Origin of the sequence: Pseudomonas sp. DE0010 (assembly GCF_007680745.1) — a bacterium.
GTDB classification, from domain to species: domain Bacteria; phylum Pseudomonadota; class Gammaproteobacteria; order Pseudomonadales; family Pseudomonadaceae; genus Aquipseudomonas; species Aquipseudomonas parafulva_B.
In genome coordinates this window covers 1-18,418 of the sequence record NZ_VEJQ01000024.1, presented here as the reverse complement: position 1 = coordinate 18,418, position 18,418 = coordinate 1, and the positions used below count along the sequence as shown (strand labels likewise).

The window sequence follows — 18,418 nt, the reverse complement described above, 5'->3', positions numbered from 1 at the left end:
TGTAGGCCAGTGGCCGCGACCAGCAGGATGACCTGTCAGACCCGCCAGCGCATTGCCCGATCGCCTGTGTGCCAAGAGCCACATGGCCGGGGCGTGGTGAGTGCGGCCAAATGTCTCGCTCAGATCACACGGGAGAACCGTTGGCGATTGTGCATGGCCAAGTAGGCATCGAAGACCATGCACACCGCGCGGGCCAGCAGTCGCCCAGCCGGCAGGATCCGAATGCCCTTGTCGTCCAGGCGAATCAGGCCGTCGCGCTGCAAGGTCAGAAGCTCCGGCCACAGGTCGTTGAAATAGCCACGAAAATCGATGGCGAATGCTTGTTCGATCGGCTCGAAGTCCAGCTCGAAGTGGCAGATCAGCTGCTGGATGACCGCCCGGCGCAGGCGGTCGTCGGGGGTGCACAGCAGGCCACGCTGGGTGGCGAGCTGGGCGTTGGACAGGCTGTCCTGGTAGGTGGCGAGGTCGCTGCTGTTCTGGCAGTACAGATCGCCGATCTGGCTGATCGCCGACACGCCCAGGCCGATCAGGTCGCAGTGCCCATGGGTGGTGTAGCCCTGGAAGTTACGCTGGAGCGTGCCTTCCTCCTGGGCGACGGCCAGTTCGTCATCGGGCAGGGCGAAGTGGTCCATGCCGATGTAGCGGTAGCCGGCAACGGTCAGTTGCTCGATGGTGGCGTGCAGCATGTCCAGCTTGGCCGCTGCACTGGGCAGCTCCCCGGCTTCGATGCGCCGTTGCGGCATGAACCGTTCAGGCAGGTGGGCGTAGTTGAAGACCGACAGGCGATCGGGCTGCAGGCGGATCACTTCCTCAACGGTGCGGGCGAACCCTTCGGGCGTCTGGCGCGGCAGTCCGTAGATCAGGTCCAGGTTCACCGAGCGGAACTGCAAGGTGCGAGCCGCCTCGATCAAGGTCCGCGTCTGCTCCAGGCTCTGCAGGCGGTTGACGGCGCGTTGCACGGCCGGGTCCAGGTCCTGCACGCCGAGGCTGACACGATTGAAGCCCAGCTCACGCAGCAGGCCCATGGTCGACCAGTCCGCCTCGCGCGGGTCGATTTCGATGCCATAGTCGCCGGAATCGTCATCGAGCAGGCTGAAGTGCTGGCGCAGCGTGGCCATCAGTTGACGCAGCTCTACGTGGCTCAGGAAGGTTGGGGTGCCGCCGCCAAAGTGCAGCTGCTCCACACGTTGCCTGCTGTCCATGTGGCAAGCCACCAGCTGGATTTCCTGTTCCAGGCGTTGCAGGTAGGGGGCAGCGCGTGCCCGGTCCTTGGTGATGACCTTGTTGCATGCGCAGTAGTAGCAGATGTTGGCGCAGAACGGCACATGCACGTACAGCGACAACGGGCGTACGGCCCGCCGGCTTTCGCGCAGGGCGTGCAGCAGGTCGAACGAGCCCACTTCGCTGTGCAGTTGCACGGCGGTTGGGTAGGAGGTGTAGCGTGGCCCGGCCAGATCGTAGCGGCGGATCAGGTCGGTGTCCCAACGTAGGTCGTCGAGCATGAGGGCGGTCCCCGGAAAGAGCAGCAATGTTCCGGAGTCTAGGGATGTCTGTAGGAATCTGTGTTGATTTGTATCAAGCGCTAAACGGCCTGAGGGCGCTGCGTCTAGCACAAGCGATGCGCGGTCGTCACGGCCGGTTAATGGCCATAAGCCATGCGCTGCGCCGCCTGGCGCGCTTCAATGGCCCATCAGCCAGTGTTGATGAGGCCCGGGCAGTGTCCACAGGCCGAATAGCACCACGAGCATGCCACCGGCCACCCGCACGCTGCGTCGTCTCAACACCTTGTTTACCCGCCCGGCCGCCAACCCGGTGGCCAGCAGCACGGGCCAGGTCCCCAGCCCGAATGCCGCCATCAGGGCTGCGCTGTGCAAGGCGTTCCCCTGGCTCGCAGCCCACAACAAGGTGCTGTACACCAACCCGCACGGCAGCCAGCCCCACAAGGCACCCAGCAGCAATGCACGAGGCAGGCTAGAGACCGGAAGCAGGCGCGACGCCACCGGCTGGATGTGCCGCCACAGCCCGCGACCCATGGCCTCGATGCGGGTCAGTCCGCTCCACCAGCCGGCCAGGTACAGGCCCATGGCGATCAGCAGCAAGGCGGCCATGGTGCGCAAAACCAGCACTGCAGGGCTGTTGGCCACCGCCCAGCCCGCCACACCGAGCGTCAGGCCCGCGACGGTATAGCTGAGCACACGCCCGACGTTGTAAGCCACCAGCAGCCGCAGGCGACGGCCGCGCTGGGCCGGGGGAATGGCCAGGGTCAGGGCGCCCATCAGGCCGCCGCACATGCCCAGGCAGTGACCCCCTCCGAGCAGGCCGAGAACCAGCGCCGAGCCCAGCAAGGGCAGCAGGTCAGCCACGCGTCGGGGGCTCGGGATGGGAATCAGGCGTTTGTTCGGGCATGACGGCGGCCTGGTGACGGGGATCCTGATCGTCGAAGAGGATGCTGTGAGCGGGGCTTTCGAGGTCTTCGTACTGACCGCTGTCCACCGCCCAGAAGAAGATGTAGACGGCCACGCCGACCAGCAGCAGCGCTGCGGGGATCATCACATAGAGGGCGGGCATGGCAGGTTCCTCGCAGGGGTAGGTGCTGACGCGGCCAGGGCAGGCGCAGCAGCAGGCATACGGGTCAGGCGCAGGGCATTGAGCACCACCACCAGTGAACTGACCGACATGCCGACCGCTGCCCACACCGGGGTGATCCAGCCAAGGGCCGCGAACGGCAGCATGAGGCCATTGTACAGGCTGGCCCACAGCAGGTTCTCGATGATGATGCGCCGAGTACGCCGCGCCAGCGAGACCGTCTGCACCAGCGCCTGGAGCCGGTTGGAAAGCAGCACCGCGTCGGCGCAGGTCTTGGCCAGGTCAGTGGCGCTGCCCATGGCGATGCTGATGTCTGCCGCTGCCAGCACCGGCACGTCATTGACCCCGTCCCCCAGCATCAGCACCTTGTGCCCGGCCTTTTGCAGGGCCTTGAGCCGCGCCAGCTTGTCATCGGGCCTGAGGCCGCCAGCGGCCTCGTCGATGCCCAGTTGCGCGGCCACCTCGCCGACCATCGGCGAGCTGTCTCCGGACAACAGCACCGTACGCCAGCCAAAGGCCTTGCAGGCGGCGAGCAGGGCAGGGGCGTCTTCGCGCAGGCGATCGTCCAGCCCGAACCACGCCAGCGGGCCGCGGCGGTCGCCCAGCAGCAGCCACTGCCCCCGTGGCTCGGGTATCGCCGGCGGCGGTGTGCCGCTCAAAGCGCAGACGAAGCTCGCCTGGCCTATGCGCAGGCGTTGGCCTTCAACCTCGCCCTCAAGGCCCAGACCGGGCACGGCCAGCACACCATCGGCCGGCGTGGCCACCTGACCGAAGGCCCGTGCGATGGGATGCTCGGAGCGGTTTTCCAGGGCTGCGGCCCAGGCCAGGCAGGTGTCGGCCGTTGCACGGCCCAGCGGCCTGATGCTGCGCAAGGTCAGGCGCCCTTCGGTCAACGTGCCGGTCTTGTCGAAAATCACCGTGTCGATCTGGTTCAGGCCCTCCAGCACATGACCGCGTGTGACCAGCAGGCCCAGCTTGTGCAACGTGCCTGTCGCCGCCGTCAGCGCGGTCGGGGTGGCCAGCGACAGCGCGCAGGGGCAGGTCGCGACCAGCATGGCCAGCACGATCCAGAACGCCCGCTGCGGCTCCACTTGCCACCACCACACGCCAATCGCGACGGCCGCCAGCAGTGAACACAACAGGAACACCTGGGAGGCGCGGTCGGCGATCTGGGCCAGGCGCGGCTTTTCGGTCTGGGCGCGTTCCAGCAAGCGCACGATGGCGGACAACCGCGAATCCTGGCCCACGGCTTGCACCTGCACATGCAGGGCACTTTCCACGTTCAGCGTGCCACCTGTGACCCGATCACCCACCTGGCGAGGTTGGGGCAGGTATTCGCCGGTCAGCAGCGATTCATCGACACTCGAGCGCCCTTGCACGATGCGCCCGTCAGCCGGGATCACTGACCCAGGCAACACCTGCACGCTGTCCCCGCAGCGCAGTTCACTGAGCAGGATGCGCTCGCTGCGGCCCTGGGCGTCGACACGCAGGCAGGATGCCGGCAACAGGTTGACCAGCTGCGCCGTCGCGGCGGCCGTGCGTTCGCGGGCGCGCCGTTCCAGGTAGCGCCCGGTCAGGAGAAACAGGGCGAACATGCCGACCGTGTCGAAATACAGCTCGCCGCTGCCGGTCACCGCCGTCCAGATCCCGGCACCGAACGCCAGGGCAATAGCCAGCGAGACGGACAGGTCCATGGTCAGGTGGCGGGTGCGCAGATCACGCGCCGCGCCCTTGAAAAAGGGCGCGCAGCTGTAGAAAACGATGGGAATGGTGAGGAACAAGGCCACCCAGCGCAGGATGGTGTGCAGCTCGGCGGACAGGTCCATGTTGAATTCCGGCCACGTGGCCATGGTTGCCATCATCGCCTGGAACCATAGCAATCCGGCCACCCCCAGCCTGCGCAACGCGCTGCGGTTTTCCCGGCTCAATTGTTCGGCCGCCTGGTCCGGCTGATAGGGGTGGGCGGCGTAGCCAATCCGGCGCAGCGCCGCCAGCACCTGCGACAGCGGCAATTGCCGATCGTCCCAGCTCAGCAGCAGCCGATGATTGGACAGGTTCAGGCGCGCTTCGGCCACCCCCGGCAGGTTGCGCAGGTGCTTGTCGATCAGCCAGCCGCAGGCCGCGCAACTGACGCCTTCGACCAACAGCGTGGCTTCGGCCAGCTCGCCCTCGTGCCGCACGAATCGCTGCTGCACATCGCTGCGGTCGTATAGCGCCAACTCGTCTTGCAACTGCCGAGGCAGGGCTTGTGGGTTGGCGCTGTTGTCGCTGCGGTGCTGGTAGTAGTGCTCAAGGCCCCCGGCCACGATCGACTCGGCCACCGCCTGGCAGCCGGGGCAGCAGAAGGCCCGGGGCTGCCCCAGAACCACGGCGGTGAACGCGCGACCGGCGGGGACGGGCAGTGCGCAGTGGTAGCAGGGGGTGGGTTGGGTCATCGCATCATTGCCTTGCACAGGTCGACCGCGAGCACGATCACAGGTGTTGAGCGCCTTGCAGCGCCTCGTCACCCAGCTCCAGGGTCACGCCATGCTCAACCTTCTCTTCTTCGAACAGGCGCCACACCTGATCGCCTTCGCTGCCCAGCAGCTCGACGAAGCGGCGGCCATCGACCTTGTCTTCCAGCTGGCCGACATAGCGACCCTGTTCGACACGGCTGAGCAGCACCTGGCGGTCCATGGCCGGTTGGGTGGGGGAGATAAGGTTCAGCTCAAGCTTCTGCGGGTCGCTGCTGCCGGTCAGGCGCACGTCTACTTCACCGGTCAGGTCGTCCAGGTGAACGCTGGCCTTGAGCGCCAGTTGCTGGGCCAGCAGCTCCCTGTCCAGGGAGCGGTTGATGCCCTTGCCGGCCTCGTAATAGTTGTCGTTCACCAGGTTGTCCGGGTTGCGCACGGCGATGCTGACCATGGTCAGGCTCAGGCACACCGAGGTGGTCAGGATGCCGATGATGATCCAGGGCCAGAGGTGCTTGTACCAGGGGCTGGCGGCGGTGGCAGGCATGGTGTTCATCCTTCTTAGCGAATCTGCGGGCCGATGAAACGGCTCTTGGCTTCAACCTGGGCGTCGCTGTCATCGGCGCTCTTGAGGATGAAGGTGATTTCGTTGGTGGTCGAGGGCAGTTTTTCCGGGGCCACCGACAGTTGTACGGGCAGGCTGACGATGTCGCCAGCGGCCACGCGGATTTCCCGTCGGCCATCGAGCATCAAGTCGGGCAGGCCGGTGGCATCGAGCACGTAGACGTGATCGCGCTGGTCCTTGTTCATGACCTTGAGGCTATACACGTTTTCGATGCGCCCCTGCGCATTCTCCCGGTACAGGACGCGGTCCTTGCTCACATCCAGGCCTACCAGCGAACGGGTGGCAAAGGCGCTGGCCAGGGCGATGATCATGACCAGCAGCACCACGGCATAGCCGATCAGGCGAGGGCGCAGCAGGTGGGTCTTCTGCCCGGACAGGTTGTGCTCGGTGGTATAGCTGATCAGCCCTTTGGGGTAGTGCATCTTGTCCATGATGCTGTCGCAGGCGTCGATGCACGCGGCGCAGCCGATGCACTCGATCTGCAGGCCATCGCGGATGTCGATGCCCGTGGGGCATACCTGCACGCACAGGGTGCAGTCGACGCAATCGCCCAGGCCCTTGGCCTTGTAGTCCACGTCTTTTTTGCGCGGCCCGCGGGTCTCGCCACGGCGCGGGTCGTAGGACACGATCAGCGTGTCCTTGTCGAACATCACGCTCTGAAAGCGCGCGTAGGGGCACATGTACACGCACACCTGCTCACGCAGCCAGCCGGCGTTGCCATAGGTGGCCAGGGTGAAGAAACCGACCCAGAAGTAGGCCCAGCCGTCTGCCTGGCCCGTGAAGAACTCGACCACCAGTTCGCGGATGGGGGCGAAATAGCCGACGAAGGTCATGCCGGTGACGAAGCCGATCAGCAGCCACAGGCTGTGCTTGGCGAGCTTGCGGGCGAACTTGTTGGCGCTCATGGGCGCCTTGTCCAGCTTCATTCGCTGGTTGCGATCACCTTCGGTGACCTTCTCGCACCACATGTAGATCCACGTCCACACGCTCTGCGGGCAGGTATAGCCGCACCAGACCCGGCCTGCGAACACGGTGATGAAGAACAGGCCAAAGGCCGCCACAATCAGAATGCCCGACAGCAGGATGAAGTCCTGGGGCCAGATGGTTGCGCCGAAAATGTAGAACTTGCGTTCCGGCAGGTTCCACCACACCGCCTGATGCCCGCCCCAGTTCAGCCAGACGGTACCGAAATACAGCAAGAACAAGACCGCACCGCCCACCATGCGCAGGCGTCGGAACAGGCCGGTGAAGGCACGGGTGTAGATTTTTTCGCGCGAGGCGTAGAGGTCAACGGAATCCTTTCCTGTGTTGGCAGGCGGGGTTACATCATGTACCGGAATATGCTTGCTCATCATCATGTCCCACGGCAGTGGAGAAATGCCGCGGCCAGTACATGCCGGCCGCAGTCTCGCGCAATCTGCTAGGCCCTGTGTGAAAAGCCTTGATACTCGGTGATGCTGCGTTGAAAACAGCCTGGATCGCCAGCCCGGTCGGAATGCTCATTTACAACCCGTAAAGTCGAGCGCGACTCCGACCGTTCCTCAGCTGTTTTCGCCTTGCCTGACCTTCGTCTCAAGACTCTTCACACAGAGCCTAGCGCTGCGCGGCCATGATACGCCCCTGGCAGACGTTCAGACCGGGGTGCGACCTTTGGCCGCATTGGGTTGATCTTGTGAAACGTGATATGGGAAGTGTCAATTGATCCAGGTCAGCCGGTGACGCATTTGTTGCCCACCTGTTGAACAATCCGGTTGCGCAGAGGGTCAGCGCAACCGGGTCAAGAACCCGGTTGCTGGGTTCACGCCTCGCCTGGCAAAACCCTCTCACTCGCTTTTATCGCCTGCCTCTGGCGTGTGCGAGAGGCTGTACACGTAAGCGGCCAGCAGATGCACCCGGTCGTTGCCCTGCAACTGCGCCTGGGCTGGCATCTGCCCCTGGCGGCCGTAGCGGATGGTCTGTTGCAACTGCGCAAAGCTCGACCCGTAGATGAACGCCTGCGGGTGCGTCAGGTTCGGTGCGCCCATGGCCGGGGTGCCCTTGCCCTCCGGCCCGTGGCAGGCCACGCAGCTGCTGGCGAAGATCGCCTTGCCCTTGGCTGGGTCGGCATTGATGCCCTCCGGCAGGCGGCGACCGTCCAGGTTGGTGAGCACGAACGCGGCCACATCGGCCACGCCCTGTTCGCCCAGCACCTCGGCCCACGCCGGCATGACCCCGTGGCGCCCGTTCATGATCGAGGCCTTGATGGTTTCCGGCTCGCCGCCCCAGCGCCAGTCATTGTCGGTCAGATTAGGAAAACCATAGGCACCCTTGGCATCGGAGCCGTGGCAGACCGAGCAGTTGGAGGCGAACAGGCGACCGCCCATCTTCAGGGCCTGCGGGTCCTTGGCCACCTCTTCAATGGGCATGGCTGCGAACTTGGCGAAGATCGGCCCGAACCGGGCGTCGGCCTTGGCCATTTCCTTCTCCCATTCGTGCACACCGCTCCAGCCGGCCTGACCGTCCGAGAACTCGGCCTGCTTGTCGTTATCCAGGTACGCATAGCCGGGCAGGATGCCTTTCCAGTTGCCCAGGCCCGGGTACAAGGCCAGGTAGCCCAGGGCGAAGAAGATAGTGCCGACGAACAGCCAGAACCACCACTTGGGCAGCGGGTTGTCGTACTCCTCGATGCCGTCGAACGCATGGCCGACGGTCTCGCTGGTGGTTTCCTCGCGCTGGCCCTTGCGGGTGGACAGCAGCAGCCAGGTCAGGGCGAAGATGGTGCCCAGGGTCAGAACGGTGACGTACACACTCCAGAACGTTGTCATGGTTTCTTGCTCCTGGATGCCTTTTCTTGTGCGTGCTCGACGTGTTGGCGGGCCTTGGGGTCATCGGCAAAGGGGAGTTGGGTCGCTTCGTCGAAATCTTTCTTGCGCCGCGGGCTGAACACCCACAGGGCCAGGCCGATGAAGGCCACCAGCACCACCACGGTGCCCAGGCCGCGAATCATTCCAATATCCATCGCCGTCACCGTTTGCTCTTGATGAGGGTACCAAGGCCTTGCAGGTACGCCACCAGGGCGTCCATTTCGGTCTTGCCCTTGACCGCATCCCGGGCGCCGGCGATGTCGGCATCGGTGTAGGGCACCCCGAGCGTGCGCAGCACCTGGAGCTTGCGCGCCGTGTCCTTGCCATCGAGGGTGTTTTCCACCAGCCACGGGTAGGCCGGCATCTTCGACTCCGGCACCACGTTGCGCGGGTTGTACAGGTGGGCGCGGTGCCAGTCATCGGAGTAGCGCCCACCGACCCGGGCCAAGTCCGGGCCGGTGCGCTTCGAGCCCCACAGGAACGGGTGGTCCCAGACGCTTTCGCCGGCGACCGAGTAATGGCCGTAGCGCTCGGTTTCTGCCCGGAACGGGCGGATCATCTGCGAATGACAACCCACGCACCCTTCGCGGATGTAGATGTCCCGGCCTTCAAGCTCCAGTGCGGTGCGCGGCTTCATGCCTTCGACCGGCTGGTTGGTCACGTCCTGGAAGAACAAGGGGACGATCTGGGTGAGCCCGCCAATGCTGACGGCGATCACCATGAAGAAGGCCAGCAGGCCGATGTTCTTCTCTACGGCTTCGTGCTTCATCAGTGCGCTCCCACGACAGCGATCTTGGCGGCTTCTTCAGCCTGAATCGGGTTGGCCGCGCGCACGGTGCGCCACACGTTGTAGGCCATCAGCAGCATGCCGCTGGCGAAGAACGCGCCGCCCAGCGCGCGAACGATGTAGCCCGGATGGCTGGCCTGCAGGGCTTCGACGAACGAGTAGGTGAGGGTGCCGTCGTCGTTGATGGCGCGCCACATCAGGCCCTGGGTAATGCCATTGACCCACATCGAGGCGATGTACAACACGGTGCCGATGGTCGCCAGCCAGAAGTGAGCATTGATCAGGCCGATGCTGTGCATCTGCTCACGCCCGTACAGGCGCGGGATCATGTGGTACACGGCGCCGATGGAGATCATCGCGACCCAGCCCAAGGCCCCGGCATGCACATGGCCAATGGTCCAGTCGGTGTAGTGCGACAGCGAGTTCACCGTCTTGATGGCCATCATCGGCCCTTCGAAGGTGGACATGCCGTAGAAGGCCAGTGACACCACCAGAAAGCGCAGGATCGGATCGGTGCGCAGTTTGTGCCAGGCTCCGGAGAGGGTCATCATGCCGTTGATCATGCCGCCCCAGCTTGGGGCCAGCAGGATGATCGACATCACCATGCCCAGCGACTGCGCCCAGTCCGGCAGGGCGGTGTAGTGCAAGTGGTGCGGGCCTGCCCAGATGTACAGGGTGATCAGCGCCCAGAAATGTACGATGGACAGGCGGTACGAATAGATCGGCCGCTCGGCCTGCTTGGGCACGAAGTAGTACATCATGCCCAGGAAGCCCGTGGTCAGGAAGAAGCCGACGGCGTTGTGGCCATACCACCACTGGATCATGGCATCGGTTGCGCCCGAATAGGCCGAATACGACTTGAACAGGCTGACCGGCAACGAGATGTGGTTGACGATGTGCAGCATCGCGGTGACCACGATGAACGCCCCATAGAACCAGTTGCCGACATAGATGTGCTTGGTCTTGCGCTTGACGATGGTGCCGAAGAACACCGCGCCGTAGGCCACCCAGACAATGGTCAGCAGGATCGCCAGCGGCCATTCCAGTTCGGCGTATTCCTTGGTGGTGGTGTAGCCCATGGGCAGCGTGACCAAGGCCCCGGCGATCACGGCCTGCCAACCCCAGAAGGTGAAGGCCGCCAGGCGATCGGAGATCAGCCTGGCCTGGCAGGTGCGCTGCACCACGTAGTAGCTGGTGCCGAACAATGCACAGCCACCGAAGGCGAAGATCACCAGGTTGGTGTGCAGCGGGCGCAGGCGGCCGAAGCTGGTCCAGGGCAGGTCCAGGTTGAGCTGCGGCCACACAAGCTGCGAGGCGATGAAGACGCCCAGGCCCATGCCGATGATCCCCCAGACCACCGTCATGATGGCGAACTGGCGGACGACCTTGTAGTTATAAGCAGTCGAACTGATTGCAGTGCTCATTCTAAGGTTCCACGGTTTTATGTTCTTGTTGGTCGAAATCGGCATCAGTATCGGAAACCCCCTGGGTTACCGCAACGCAACTTTGGTACGCCGACCCGTGTCCAGCCCTGTTCGACAATGGCACGCAGTGAACGGGGGATGCCATGGATTGTACACAAATAAATATTTGTAATGTGTACCGTTTCTCGGTTTTTTCTGATCGAACGGTCAGGCTTTTTTCGGGAGCCCCCAAAGTTGGCGACAGGGTACCGGGAGGGCGTGTCTTGAGTGAGGTGGGGTGTCGCAAACCGGCTGAGGTGCTGGAGGCGCACAAATGAAAAGCGCCGCTAATGCGGCGCTGTGGGGCGGGGCAGGAAGACGTAGAATGCGTTACTTGACCGTTACGCCTTGGGCTGCATCGCCCTGCGAGAGGCTGTAGACGTAGGCCGCCAGCAGGTGCACCTTGTCGTTGCCCTGGATCTCGGCTTGCGCCGGCATCTGGCCCTGGCGACCATAACGAATGGTCTGTTGCAGCTGGGCGAAGCTCGATCCATAGATGAAGGCCTGCGGGTGGGTCAGGTCCGGCGCACCCATGGCAGGGGTGCCCTTGCCCTCAGGTCCGTGGCAGGCCACGCAGTTGCTCGCAAACAGCTCCTTGCCCTTGACCGGGTCGGCCTTGACGCCTTCGGGCAGCTTGCGCCCATCGAGGTTGGTCAGCACGAACGCTGCCACATCCGACACGCCCTGTTCACCGATCACCTCGGCCCAGGCCGGCATCACGCCGTGACGGCCGTTCATGATCGACGCCTTGATCGTTTCAGGCTCACCGCCCCAGCGCCAGTCGTTGTCGGTCAGGTTGGGAAAGCCATAGGCGCCCTTGGCATCGGACCCATGGCAAACCGAGCAGTTGGAGGCGAACAGGCGGCTGCCCATCTTCAGTGCCTGCGGATCCTTGGCCACTTCTTCCACGGGCATGGCGGCGTACTTGGCGAAGATCGGGCCGAACTTGGCGTCAGCCTTGTCCATCTCCTTCTGCCATTCGTTGACACCGGTCCAGCCATCCTCGTAGCCGGGCAGGATGCCTTTCCAGTTGCCAAGGCCCGGATACAGCACAAGGTAGCCTGCGCTGAAGACCAGGGTGCCGACGAACAACCAGAACCACCACTTGGGCAGCGGATTGTCGTATTCCTCGATGCCATCGAAGCTGTGCCCCATGGTCTGGTCGGTCGTGCTGTTGCTCTGGCCCTTGCGGGTGCCGAGCAACAGCCAGGTCAGGCCGATCAGGCTGCCGATGGTCAGTACGCTGATGTAGGTACTCCAGAAGGCGGTCATTGTGCTTTGCTCCTCGCAGCTGCACGGGTTTCAGGTGCCTGCTCGACAGAAGGCAGGCGGTCGTCGTCGAAGGGCAGCAGGCGCGCTTCGGCGAAGTCCCGGTCGCGGCGCCGGTTGAATACCCACAGGCTCAAGCCGATGAAGGCGATCAACACCACCAGGGTGCCCAGGCCGCGGATCATGCCGATGTCCATTTCCATCGCATTCACCTCTTGTTCTTGATCGAAGTGCCCAGCACCTGCAGGTAGGCAACCAGGGCGTCCATCTCGGTCTTGTTCTTGACCGCCTCGCGCGCGCCGGCAATGTCTTCGTCGGTGTAGGGCACGCCCAGGGTGCGCAGCACGCGCATCTTGGTGTCGGTGTGGCTGTTGTCGACCTGGTCGGCCACCAGCCACGGATACGACGGCATCTTCGACTCCGGTACCACGTTGCGCGGGTTGTACAGGTGCGCCCGGTGCCAGTCGTCCGAATAGCGCCCGCCGACCCGCGCCAGGTCTGGCCCGGTGCGCTTGGAGCCCCACAGGAACGGGTGGTCCCACACGCTTTCACCGGCAACCGAATAATGGCCATAGCGCTCGGTCTCGGCGCGGAACGGGCGGATCATCTGCGAGTGGCAGCCCACGCAGCCTTCGCGGATGTAGATGTCACGGCCTTCGAGCTGCAGCGCGGTGTAGGGCTTCATGCCCTCGACCGGCGTATTGGCTACGTCCTGGAAGAACAACGGGACGATCTGGGTAAGGCCGCCGATGCTGACGGCGAAGACCATCAGCAAGGCCAGCAGGCCGACGTTTTTCTCGATGACTTCATGTTTCATCAGGCAGGTCTCCTCAAGCCAGCTGGGCGTTCGCAGGGACGGTATCCAGCGCTGGCGAACGCACCGTGCGCCAGGTGTTCCAGGCCATCAGGAACATGCCGCTGAGGAAGATCGCGCCACCGACGAAGCGCACGACGAAGCCTGGGTGGCTGGCCACCAGGGTTTCGACGAACGAGTAGGTGAGCGTGCCGTCGCTGTTGACAGCGCGCCACATCAGGCCCTGGGCGATGCCGTTGACCCACATCGAAGCGATGTAGAGCACGGTGCCGATGGTGGCCAGCCAGAAGTGCGCGTTGATCAGCCCGATGCTGTACATGCGCTCTTTGCCGAAGACCTTGGGGATGGTGTGGTACAGGGCGCCGATGGAGATCATCGCTACCCAGCCCAGGGCGCCGGCATGCACGTGGCCGATGGTCCAGTCGGTATAGTGGGACAGTGCGTTGACAGTCTTGATGGCCATCATCGGGCCTTCGAAGGTGGACATCCCGTAGAACGCCAGCGACACCACCAGGAAGCGCAGGATGGGGTCGCTGCGCAGTTTGTGCCAGGCGCCGGACAGGGTCATCATGCCGTTGATCATGCCGCCCCAGCTTGGAGCCAGCAGCACCAGCGACATCACCATGCCCAGCGATTGGGCCCAGTCGGGCAGGGCGGTGTAGTGCAGGTGGTGAGGGCCTGCCCAGATGTACAGGGTGATCAGCGCCCAGAAGTGCACGATCGACAGGCGATAGGAGTACACCGGGCGTTCGGCTTGTTTGGGCACGTAGTAGTACATCATGCCCAGGAAGCCTGCGGTCAGGAAGAAGCCCACGGCGTTGTGGCCGTACCACCACTGCACCATGGCATCGGTGGCCCCGGCGTAGACCGAGTAGGACTTGGTCAGGCTGACAGGCAGCTCCAGGTTGTTGACGATGTGCAGCATCGCCACGGTCAGGATGAAACCGCCGAAGAACCAGTTGCCCACATAGATGTGCTTGGTGTTGCGTTTGATCAGGGTGCCGAAGAACACCACGGCATACGCCACCCACACGATGGTGATCAGGATATCGATCGGCCATTCCAGTTCGGCGTATTCCTTGGAGCTGGTGTAACCCAGCGGCAGGCTGATGGCAGCCAGCAGAATCACCAGTTGCCAGCCCCAGAAGGTGAACGCGGCCAGGCGTGGCGCGAACAGGGTGGTCTGGCAGGTGCGTTGCACCGAATAATAGGAGGTGGCGAACAGCGCACAGCCGCCAAACGCGAAAATCACCGCATTGGTATGCAGTGGGCGCAGGCGGCCGAAGCTGGTCCAGGGGAGATCGAGGTTCAGGAAAGGCCAGGCAAGCTGGGCGGCGATGAAGACGCCGAGCCCCATCCCGACGATTCCCCACACCACCGTCATGATGGCGAATTGGCGGACCACCTTGTAGTTATAGGCGGTACTGCTGGTTGTGTTCATGTATGGGTTCCCATCCACGGTTATTGGCAGGCTATAGAGCGAGGCAAGCATGAGTAATGGGCAAAATGCCTGCATTGACGGGGATCAATGGGCCAAGGTCGGAAATGTCCCAGGCTTGCGCTGCACACCTGAACACGGGGTGTACGGTGAGCCGTATCGGACCTGCCTGATCCTTGCCCATGGCGCCGGGGCGCCGATGGACAGCGGGTTCATGGAGCAAATGGCGCAAAGGCTTGCAGAACGTGGCGTAGCCGTGGTGCGCTTCGAGTTCCCGTACATGGCCCAGCGTCGGCACGGCGGCAGTAAAAGGCCACCCAATCCGCAGCCTGCCTTGCTGCAGTGCTGGCGTGAGGTGTATCAACAGGTGCGACCATTGGTCGCGGGCAAATTGGCGATCGGTGGCAAGTCGATGGGCGGGCGCATGGCCAGCCTGGTGGCTGACGAGCTGGGAGCCGATGCACTGGTGTGCCTGGGCTATCCGTTCTATGCAGCAGGCAAGCCGGAAAAACCACGGGTCGAACACCTGGCCGGGTTGCAGACCCCGACCTTGGTCGTACAGGGTGAGCGCGATGCCTTGGGCAATCGGGAGGCGGTCGAGCGGTACACCTTGTCACCTGCGATCGAGGTGCAGTGGCTGGCGACGGGCGATCATGACCTAAAGCCCCTGAAGGCTTCCGGGTTCAGTCATGAACAGCACCTGCAGGCAGCGGCCGACAAGGTGGCGCGCTTTCTGAATGGGCAATGACGGTGCGCGGTGAGCGGGCCCGCGTTCATCAAGGGTGGCGGCCGAGTGAAGGTACTCGGCCTGCGGCAGGCTTAGTCGCGGTACTCGCAGAGGTAGGCCGTTTCGACCTTGACTTGCAGCTGGAACTTGCTGTCGGCCGGCACGTTGAACTGGGTACCAGCAGCGAAGGTTTCCCAGGCGTCGCTGCCTGGCAGCTTCACGATCAGCGCGCCCGAGACCACGTGCATGATTTCACGCTTGGCCGTGCCGAACTCGTATTCACCAGGGGCCATCACACCGACGGTGGCCGGGCCTTCTTCGCCAGTGAAAGCGATCGACTTGACGGTGCCGTTGAAGTACTCGTTGACCTTGAACATGGGCGACTCCAGTAACAGAAGAGGGCAAAAAGGCTGGCCAGTATGCCCAAGGCCACTGGCGCCGTCATCCGCTTTGAAAGGCGCCGCCCGTCAACCGCTCGGCAGGCTCAACGGCAGCAGGCGCGCGGTGTTGCGCGCGTCTTCCAAGGCCCGGTGCTGCTGGCCGCAAAAGTGCATGCCGGCCATGTGCAGGGCACTGTTGAGCCCGGTGGGACGCTGCAGGTGACGGGCCTTGGCAAAACGCTGCTTGAGGTTGATGTGGGGCAGTGCCCGCAGCGCGCTGTCCAGGCCATGCTGCCGCCATTCCTGGAGCAATTGCACACGGTCGTAGTCGCCCCAGCTCACCCAGGCCTGCAACTGCGCCTGATGGTGCGCCAGCCACCGTTCGAAACTGGGCCACACCTCGGTAAAGGGGGCGGCCGAGTCCACGTTCGTCTGGCTGATGTGGGTCAGCTCGCGGCAGAACGGCGTCAGCTGAGGCCGCCTGCGTGGCCGCACGAAACGCTGGAAATGGTCGACCTCGCGGCCTTCGCCAGTCACCAGGCTCGCGCCGATTTCAATCACTTCCATGTCTGCGACCGGCCATCCGCCGTCGTCTGTCGTCGCTTCCAGGTCGATCACCAACCAATGGCCCATGTCAGGCTCCCTTCCAAATCTTGCTTGAGCGTAGCCAAAGTCCTGCCACCCGACACCCCTGGCATTTTGCCGCCTGCTTTGGCATAAAGAGCGCGGCCCGGCGGTTGTGCCCGGTCGGGAAAGCGCCTAGCGTAAGCGGATTCCGTTCTTGCATGTGATGAGTGTTCGTTTTGACCCTAGCGCCCGGCCTCAAGGTCCTGTCCGCACTGTTTATTTCTGCCGCCTGCTGGCTGGCGCCGTCGGCACGGGCCGTGGAACGGGTGGAGGTCAGGGTTGGGGCTGCTCATTTCCCGCCGTACACCGTGCGTCCCGAGCAAGGGGCGGGCACTGGCCTGCTGGCGCAGTTGATCGACGCGCTGAACCTGTCGCAACCCCGTTATCGCTTTGTGCTGGTGCCCACCTCGGTGCAACGACGCTTTGGCGACCTGCTGCAAGGCCGCACCGACATGGCGGTGTTCGAGAACCCGCACTGGGGTTGGGCACAGGTGCCGCACGAGGCGGTGGACATGGGCCTTGAAGATGCCGAAGTGTTCGTGGGGCGTACCAGCAGCCTGGCCGACCCGCACTATGTGGATGACCTGCAGGGCAAGCGCCTGGCCATGTTCAACGGCTACCACTATGCCTTTGCAGGGTTCAATCCCGACCCCACCTACCTGCGCAAAGCCTTCAACGCTACCTTGACCTACTCCCACGACAGCAACCTGCTGATGGTGCAGGCCGGTCGCGCCGACATCGCGCTGGTGACGCGCTCGTACCTCACCGACTTTCTGGCCCGTAACCCCTCTAGTCAGGGCCGGCTGGCGGCATCGGGGCGTATCGATCAGGTCTACCACCACTATGCCGTGCTGCGTGCAGGTGGGCCGTTGTCAGCCACTGCTTTCACCGGGTTGCTGCAGGCGCTGCGCGAGAAGGGCGAGCTGGCGCGCATTTTCGAACCCTATGGCATCACGGTCACTGCCGGGCGCCCGTAGCCCCGTCAACGGCAGCGGCTAAATCCGGGGGAGCTGGCATCGTCTTGCAGAGTGAGCCTTTCTTTCACGTCACCGAGTATCACCCATGCCCTCAGATGCCGCCTTGCAGACAACCCACACGCCACGCTGGCGCAGCCTGAGCGCCGAGCAGCGCGACGGTTTGCTGTGCCTGTCGCTCGAAGCGCGACCCTTGATCACGTTGCAGGTGCACACCCACGGCACTCCAGTGGTGCAGGTGGAATACGTCTGCTCGCAGCGGCCCTACCAGGCGCTGTGGGCGGCGTGCTACTGGCTGTTGTCCCAGCACGTCACCTGCCAGACGTTGACCTGGCAGCTGCATGAAGTACCCGCCCAGGCGTTGGCCTCTGGCTTGTTGGTGAGCAGCGAGCAACCAGGGCAGTACTTGTGCGAGCGGGCTTTGTTCTGGCAGTTGCCTCAGCCGTGGCTGGGTGATGCGCAGGCCGCGGTGTACCCGCAACAGATGCGCATCACCGCTGGTAAACGACACCCGCTGCGAGCGCCCAAGCCGCGAGGCGAAGTGTACCGGCGCTTCGATGCGCGGCTTGGCAGCTGGGTATCGCTGCGCACCCTGGACATCGAGCACGACCTTGAGCGCTTCAACCGCTGGCAGAACGAGCCGCGGGTAGAGGCGTTCTGGCAGGAAGGGGGTAGCCTGGCGCAGCACCGCGAGTACTTGGCCAAGCTCGAAGCGGACCCCCATACCCTCACGCTGATCGGCTGCTTCGATGACCAGCCGTTTGCCTACTTCGAGGCCTATTGGGCCAAGGAAGACCGCATCGCCCCGTTCTACCAGGCCGACGATTATGACCGTGGCATCCACATGCTGGTGGGCGAACAACAGCACCGCGGCCCCCATAAGGTCGCCAGCTGGCTCTGCGCGCTGGTGCACTACCTGTTCCTGGACGACCCGCGCACCCAGCGCGTTGTCGCCGAGCCGCGTGCCGACAATGCGCGGATGATCGGCTACATGCAGGACCAGTGCTTTCATTGTGACAAGGAGTTCGACTTCCCCCACAAGCGGGCGGCGCTGATGATTCTGGGGCGGGAGCGGTTTTTTGATCGTTGTGCTCTGGTTTGAGTGTGGTACTGAAGGCGGTCAAACCCCTACCTGGTCTCGCACTTGAAACCAGTGATTTTGCGGATGCGCCCCGGCAAGGCCGCTCCCGGCATTTAGCTATAATGCTCACATCTCTGGGGCTGCTGCGCAGCCCATCGCGGCACTAGGCCGCTCCTACCGTGATCGTGGTATGGCCGAAGTAGCGCGATTGCGGGAGCAACTGCCTTTGACCGCATCTGAGGGCCAGCGAACCCCCGTGTGGGAGATTCTATGGTTTTCAGCAAGCCAGTTTCCCCTTTCTGGTGACATATTCGTCCTGATTTCTCATCAGGGCGAACGCCACCCGCGCAAGTT

Annotated in this window: 19 protein-coding genes; 3 read left to right on the top strand and 16 right to left on the bottom strand. The window is 63.7% G+C overall.

The annotated features are described in order from the left end of the window. Window positions 1-119: 119 nt before the first annotated feature. From hemN to ccoN (FS767_RS17290), 14 genes are all read right to left on the bottom strand, one after another. The gene (gene hemN / locus FS767_RS17360; RefSeq protein WP_144967035.1) at window positions 120-1,502 is read right to left on the bottom strand and encodes an oxygen-independent coproporphyrinogen III oxidase; all 1,383 of its coding nucleotides are present in this window, start codon (window positions 1,500-1,502) and stop codon (window positions 120-122) included. 177 nt (window positions 1,503-1,679) lie between these two features. Then, on the bottom strand, window positions 1,680-2,363 hold the full coding sequence (locus FS767_RS17355; protein WP_144967034.1) for a sulfite exporter TauE/SafE family protein: 684 nt from the start codon (window positions 2,361-2,363) through the stop codon (window positions 1,680-1,682). After that, window positions 2,356-2,568 carry a cbb3-type cytochrome oxidase assembly protein CcoS gene (gene ccoS / locus FS767_RS17350; RefSeq protein WP_144967033.1) on the bottom strand — a complete coding sequence of 71 codons (213 nt, stop codon included), beginning with the start codon at window positions 2,566-2,568 and terminating at the stop codon, window positions 2,356-2,358. The genes FS767_RS17355 and ccoS overlap by 8 nt, the downstream gene beginning before the upstream one ends. Continuing rightward, a complete protein-coding gene (locus FS767_RS17345) occupies window positions 2,550-5,021 on the bottom strand; it encodes a heavy metal translocating P-type ATPase (RefSeq protein ID WP_144967032.1) in 2,472 nt (823 codons plus the stop codon). The genes ccoS and FS767_RS17345 overlap by 19 nt, the downstream gene beginning before the upstream one ends. A 37-nt stretch (window positions 5,022-5,058) precedes the next feature. Next, window positions 5,059-5,583, bottom strand: coding sequence for a FixH family protein (locus tag FS767_RS17340; protein WP_144967031.1), 525 nt, complete (start codon window positions 5,581-5,583; stop codon window positions 5,059-5,061). 14 nt (window positions 5,584-5,597) lie between these two features. Further along, window positions 5,598-7,013 (bottom strand): cytochrome c oxidase accessory protein CcoG, encoded by a 1,416-nt coding sequence (ccoG, locus tag FS767_RS17335; protein ID WP_144967030.1) that lies wholly within the window; start codon window positions 7,011-7,013, stop codon window positions 5,598-5,600. A 471-nt stretch (window positions 7,014-7,484) separates the two neighbouring features. Continuing rightward, on the bottom strand, window positions 7,485-8,465 hold the full coding sequence (gene ccoP / locus FS767_RS17330) for a cytochrome-c oxidase, cbb3-type subunit III (RefSeq protein WP_144967029.1): 981 nt from the start codon (window positions 8,463-8,465) through the stop codon (window positions 7,485-7,487). Beyond that, window positions 8,462-8,659: a cbb3-type cytochrome c oxidase subunit 3 gene (locus FS767_RS17325; protein WP_144967028.1), complete on the bottom strand. Its 198-nt coding sequence runs from the start codon at window positions 8,657-8,659 to the stop codon at window positions 8,462-8,464. The genes ccoP (FS767_RS17330) and FS767_RS17325 overlap by 4 nt, the downstream gene beginning before the upstream one ends. 5 nt (window positions 8,660-8,664) lie before the next feature. Beyond that, window positions 8,665-9,273 carry a cytochrome-c oxidase, cbb3-type subunit II gene (ccoO, locus tag FS767_RS17320; protein WP_023535925.1) on the bottom strand — a complete coding sequence of 203 codons (609 nt, stop codon included), beginning with the start codon at window positions 9,271-9,273 and terminating at the stop codon, window positions 8,665-8,667. Beyond that, entirely contained in the window at window positions 9,273-10,715 is a 1,443-nt protein-coding gene (ccoN, locus tag FS767_RS17315) for a cytochrome-c oxidase, cbb3-type subunit I (RefSeq protein WP_058604815.1), read from the bottom strand. The genes ccoO (FS767_RS17320) and ccoN (FS767_RS17315) overlap by 1 nt, the downstream gene beginning before the upstream one ends. A 369-nt stretch (window positions 10,716-11,084) precedes the next feature. Next, a complete protein-coding gene (gene ccoP, locus FS767_RS17305) occupies window positions 11,085-12,026 on the bottom strand; it encodes a cytochrome-c oxidase, cbb3-type subunit III (RefSeq protein ID WP_058638570.1) in 942 nt (313 codons plus the stop codon). Further along, window positions 12,023-12,226, bottom strand: a complete 204-nt coding sequence (locus FS767_RS17300) for a cbb3-type cytochrome c oxidase subunit 3 (protein ID WP_144967027.1) — start codon at window positions 12,224-12,226, stop codon at window positions 12,023-12,025. Before FS767_RS17300 ends, ccoP (FS767_RS17305) begins: the two co-directional genes overlap by 4 nt. Window positions 12,227-12,231: 5 nt before the next feature. Then, window positions 12,232-12,840 carry a cytochrome-c oxidase, cbb3-type subunit II gene (gene ccoO / locus FS767_RS17295; RefSeq protein ID WP_058604818.1) on the bottom strand — a complete coding sequence of 203 codons (609 nt, stop codon included), beginning with the start codon at window positions 12,838-12,840 and terminating at the stop codon, window positions 12,232-12,234. A gap of 13 nt (window positions 12,841-12,853) precedes the next feature. Further along, window positions 12,854-14,278 (bottom strand): cytochrome-c oxidase, cbb3-type subunit I, encoded by a 1,425-nt coding sequence (gene ccoN / locus FS767_RS17290; protein ID WP_027916026.1) that lies wholly within the window; start codon window positions 14,276-14,278, stop codon window positions 12,854-12,856. 49 nt (window positions 14,279-14,327) lie between these two features. Here ccoN (FS767_RS17290) and FS767_RS17285 point away from each other — a divergent pair, with 49 nt between their 5' ends. Further along, entirely contained in the window at window positions 14,328-15,023 is a 696-nt protein-coding gene (locus FS767_RS17285; protein WP_144967026.1) for an alpha/beta fold hydrolase, read from the top strand. Window positions 15,024-15,094: 71 nt separating this feature from the next. Here the strand turns inward: FS767_RS17285 and FS767_RS17280 are convergent, their stop codons facing one another. After that, on the bottom strand, window positions 15,095-15,379 hold the full coding sequence (locus FS767_RS17280) for a pyrimidine/purine nucleoside phosphorylase (protein ID WP_058604821.1): 285 nt from the start codon (window positions 15,377-15,379) through the stop codon (window positions 15,095-15,097). A gap of 90 nt (window positions 15,380-15,469) precedes the next feature. Then, window positions 15,470-16,015 carry an exonuclease domain-containing protein gene (locus tag FS767_RS17275; protein WP_144967025.1) on the bottom strand — a complete coding sequence of 182 codons (546 nt, stop codon included), beginning with the start codon at window positions 16,013-16,015 and terminating at the stop codon, window positions 15,470-15,472. A 170-nt stretch (window positions 16,016-16,185) separates the two neighbouring features. Here FS767_RS17275 and FS767_RS17270 point away from each other — a divergent pair, with 170 nt between their 5' ends. Together FS767_RS17270 and FS767_RS17265 are read left to right on the top strand one after the other, a co-directional pair. Beyond that, on the top strand, window positions 16,186-16,986 hold the full coding sequence (locus FS767_RS17270) for an ABC transporter substrate-binding protein (protein WP_144967024.1): 801 nt from the start codon (window positions 16,186-16,188) through the stop codon (window positions 16,984-16,986). 85 nt (window positions 16,987-17,071) lie between these two features. Further along, window positions 17,072-18,085, top strand: coding sequence for a GNAT family N-acetyltransferase (locus FS767_RS17265; protein WP_144967023.1), 1,014 nt, complete (start codon window positions 17,072-17,074; stop codon window positions 18,083-18,085). The last annotated feature ends 333 nt before the right edge of the window (window positions 18,086-18,418 follow it).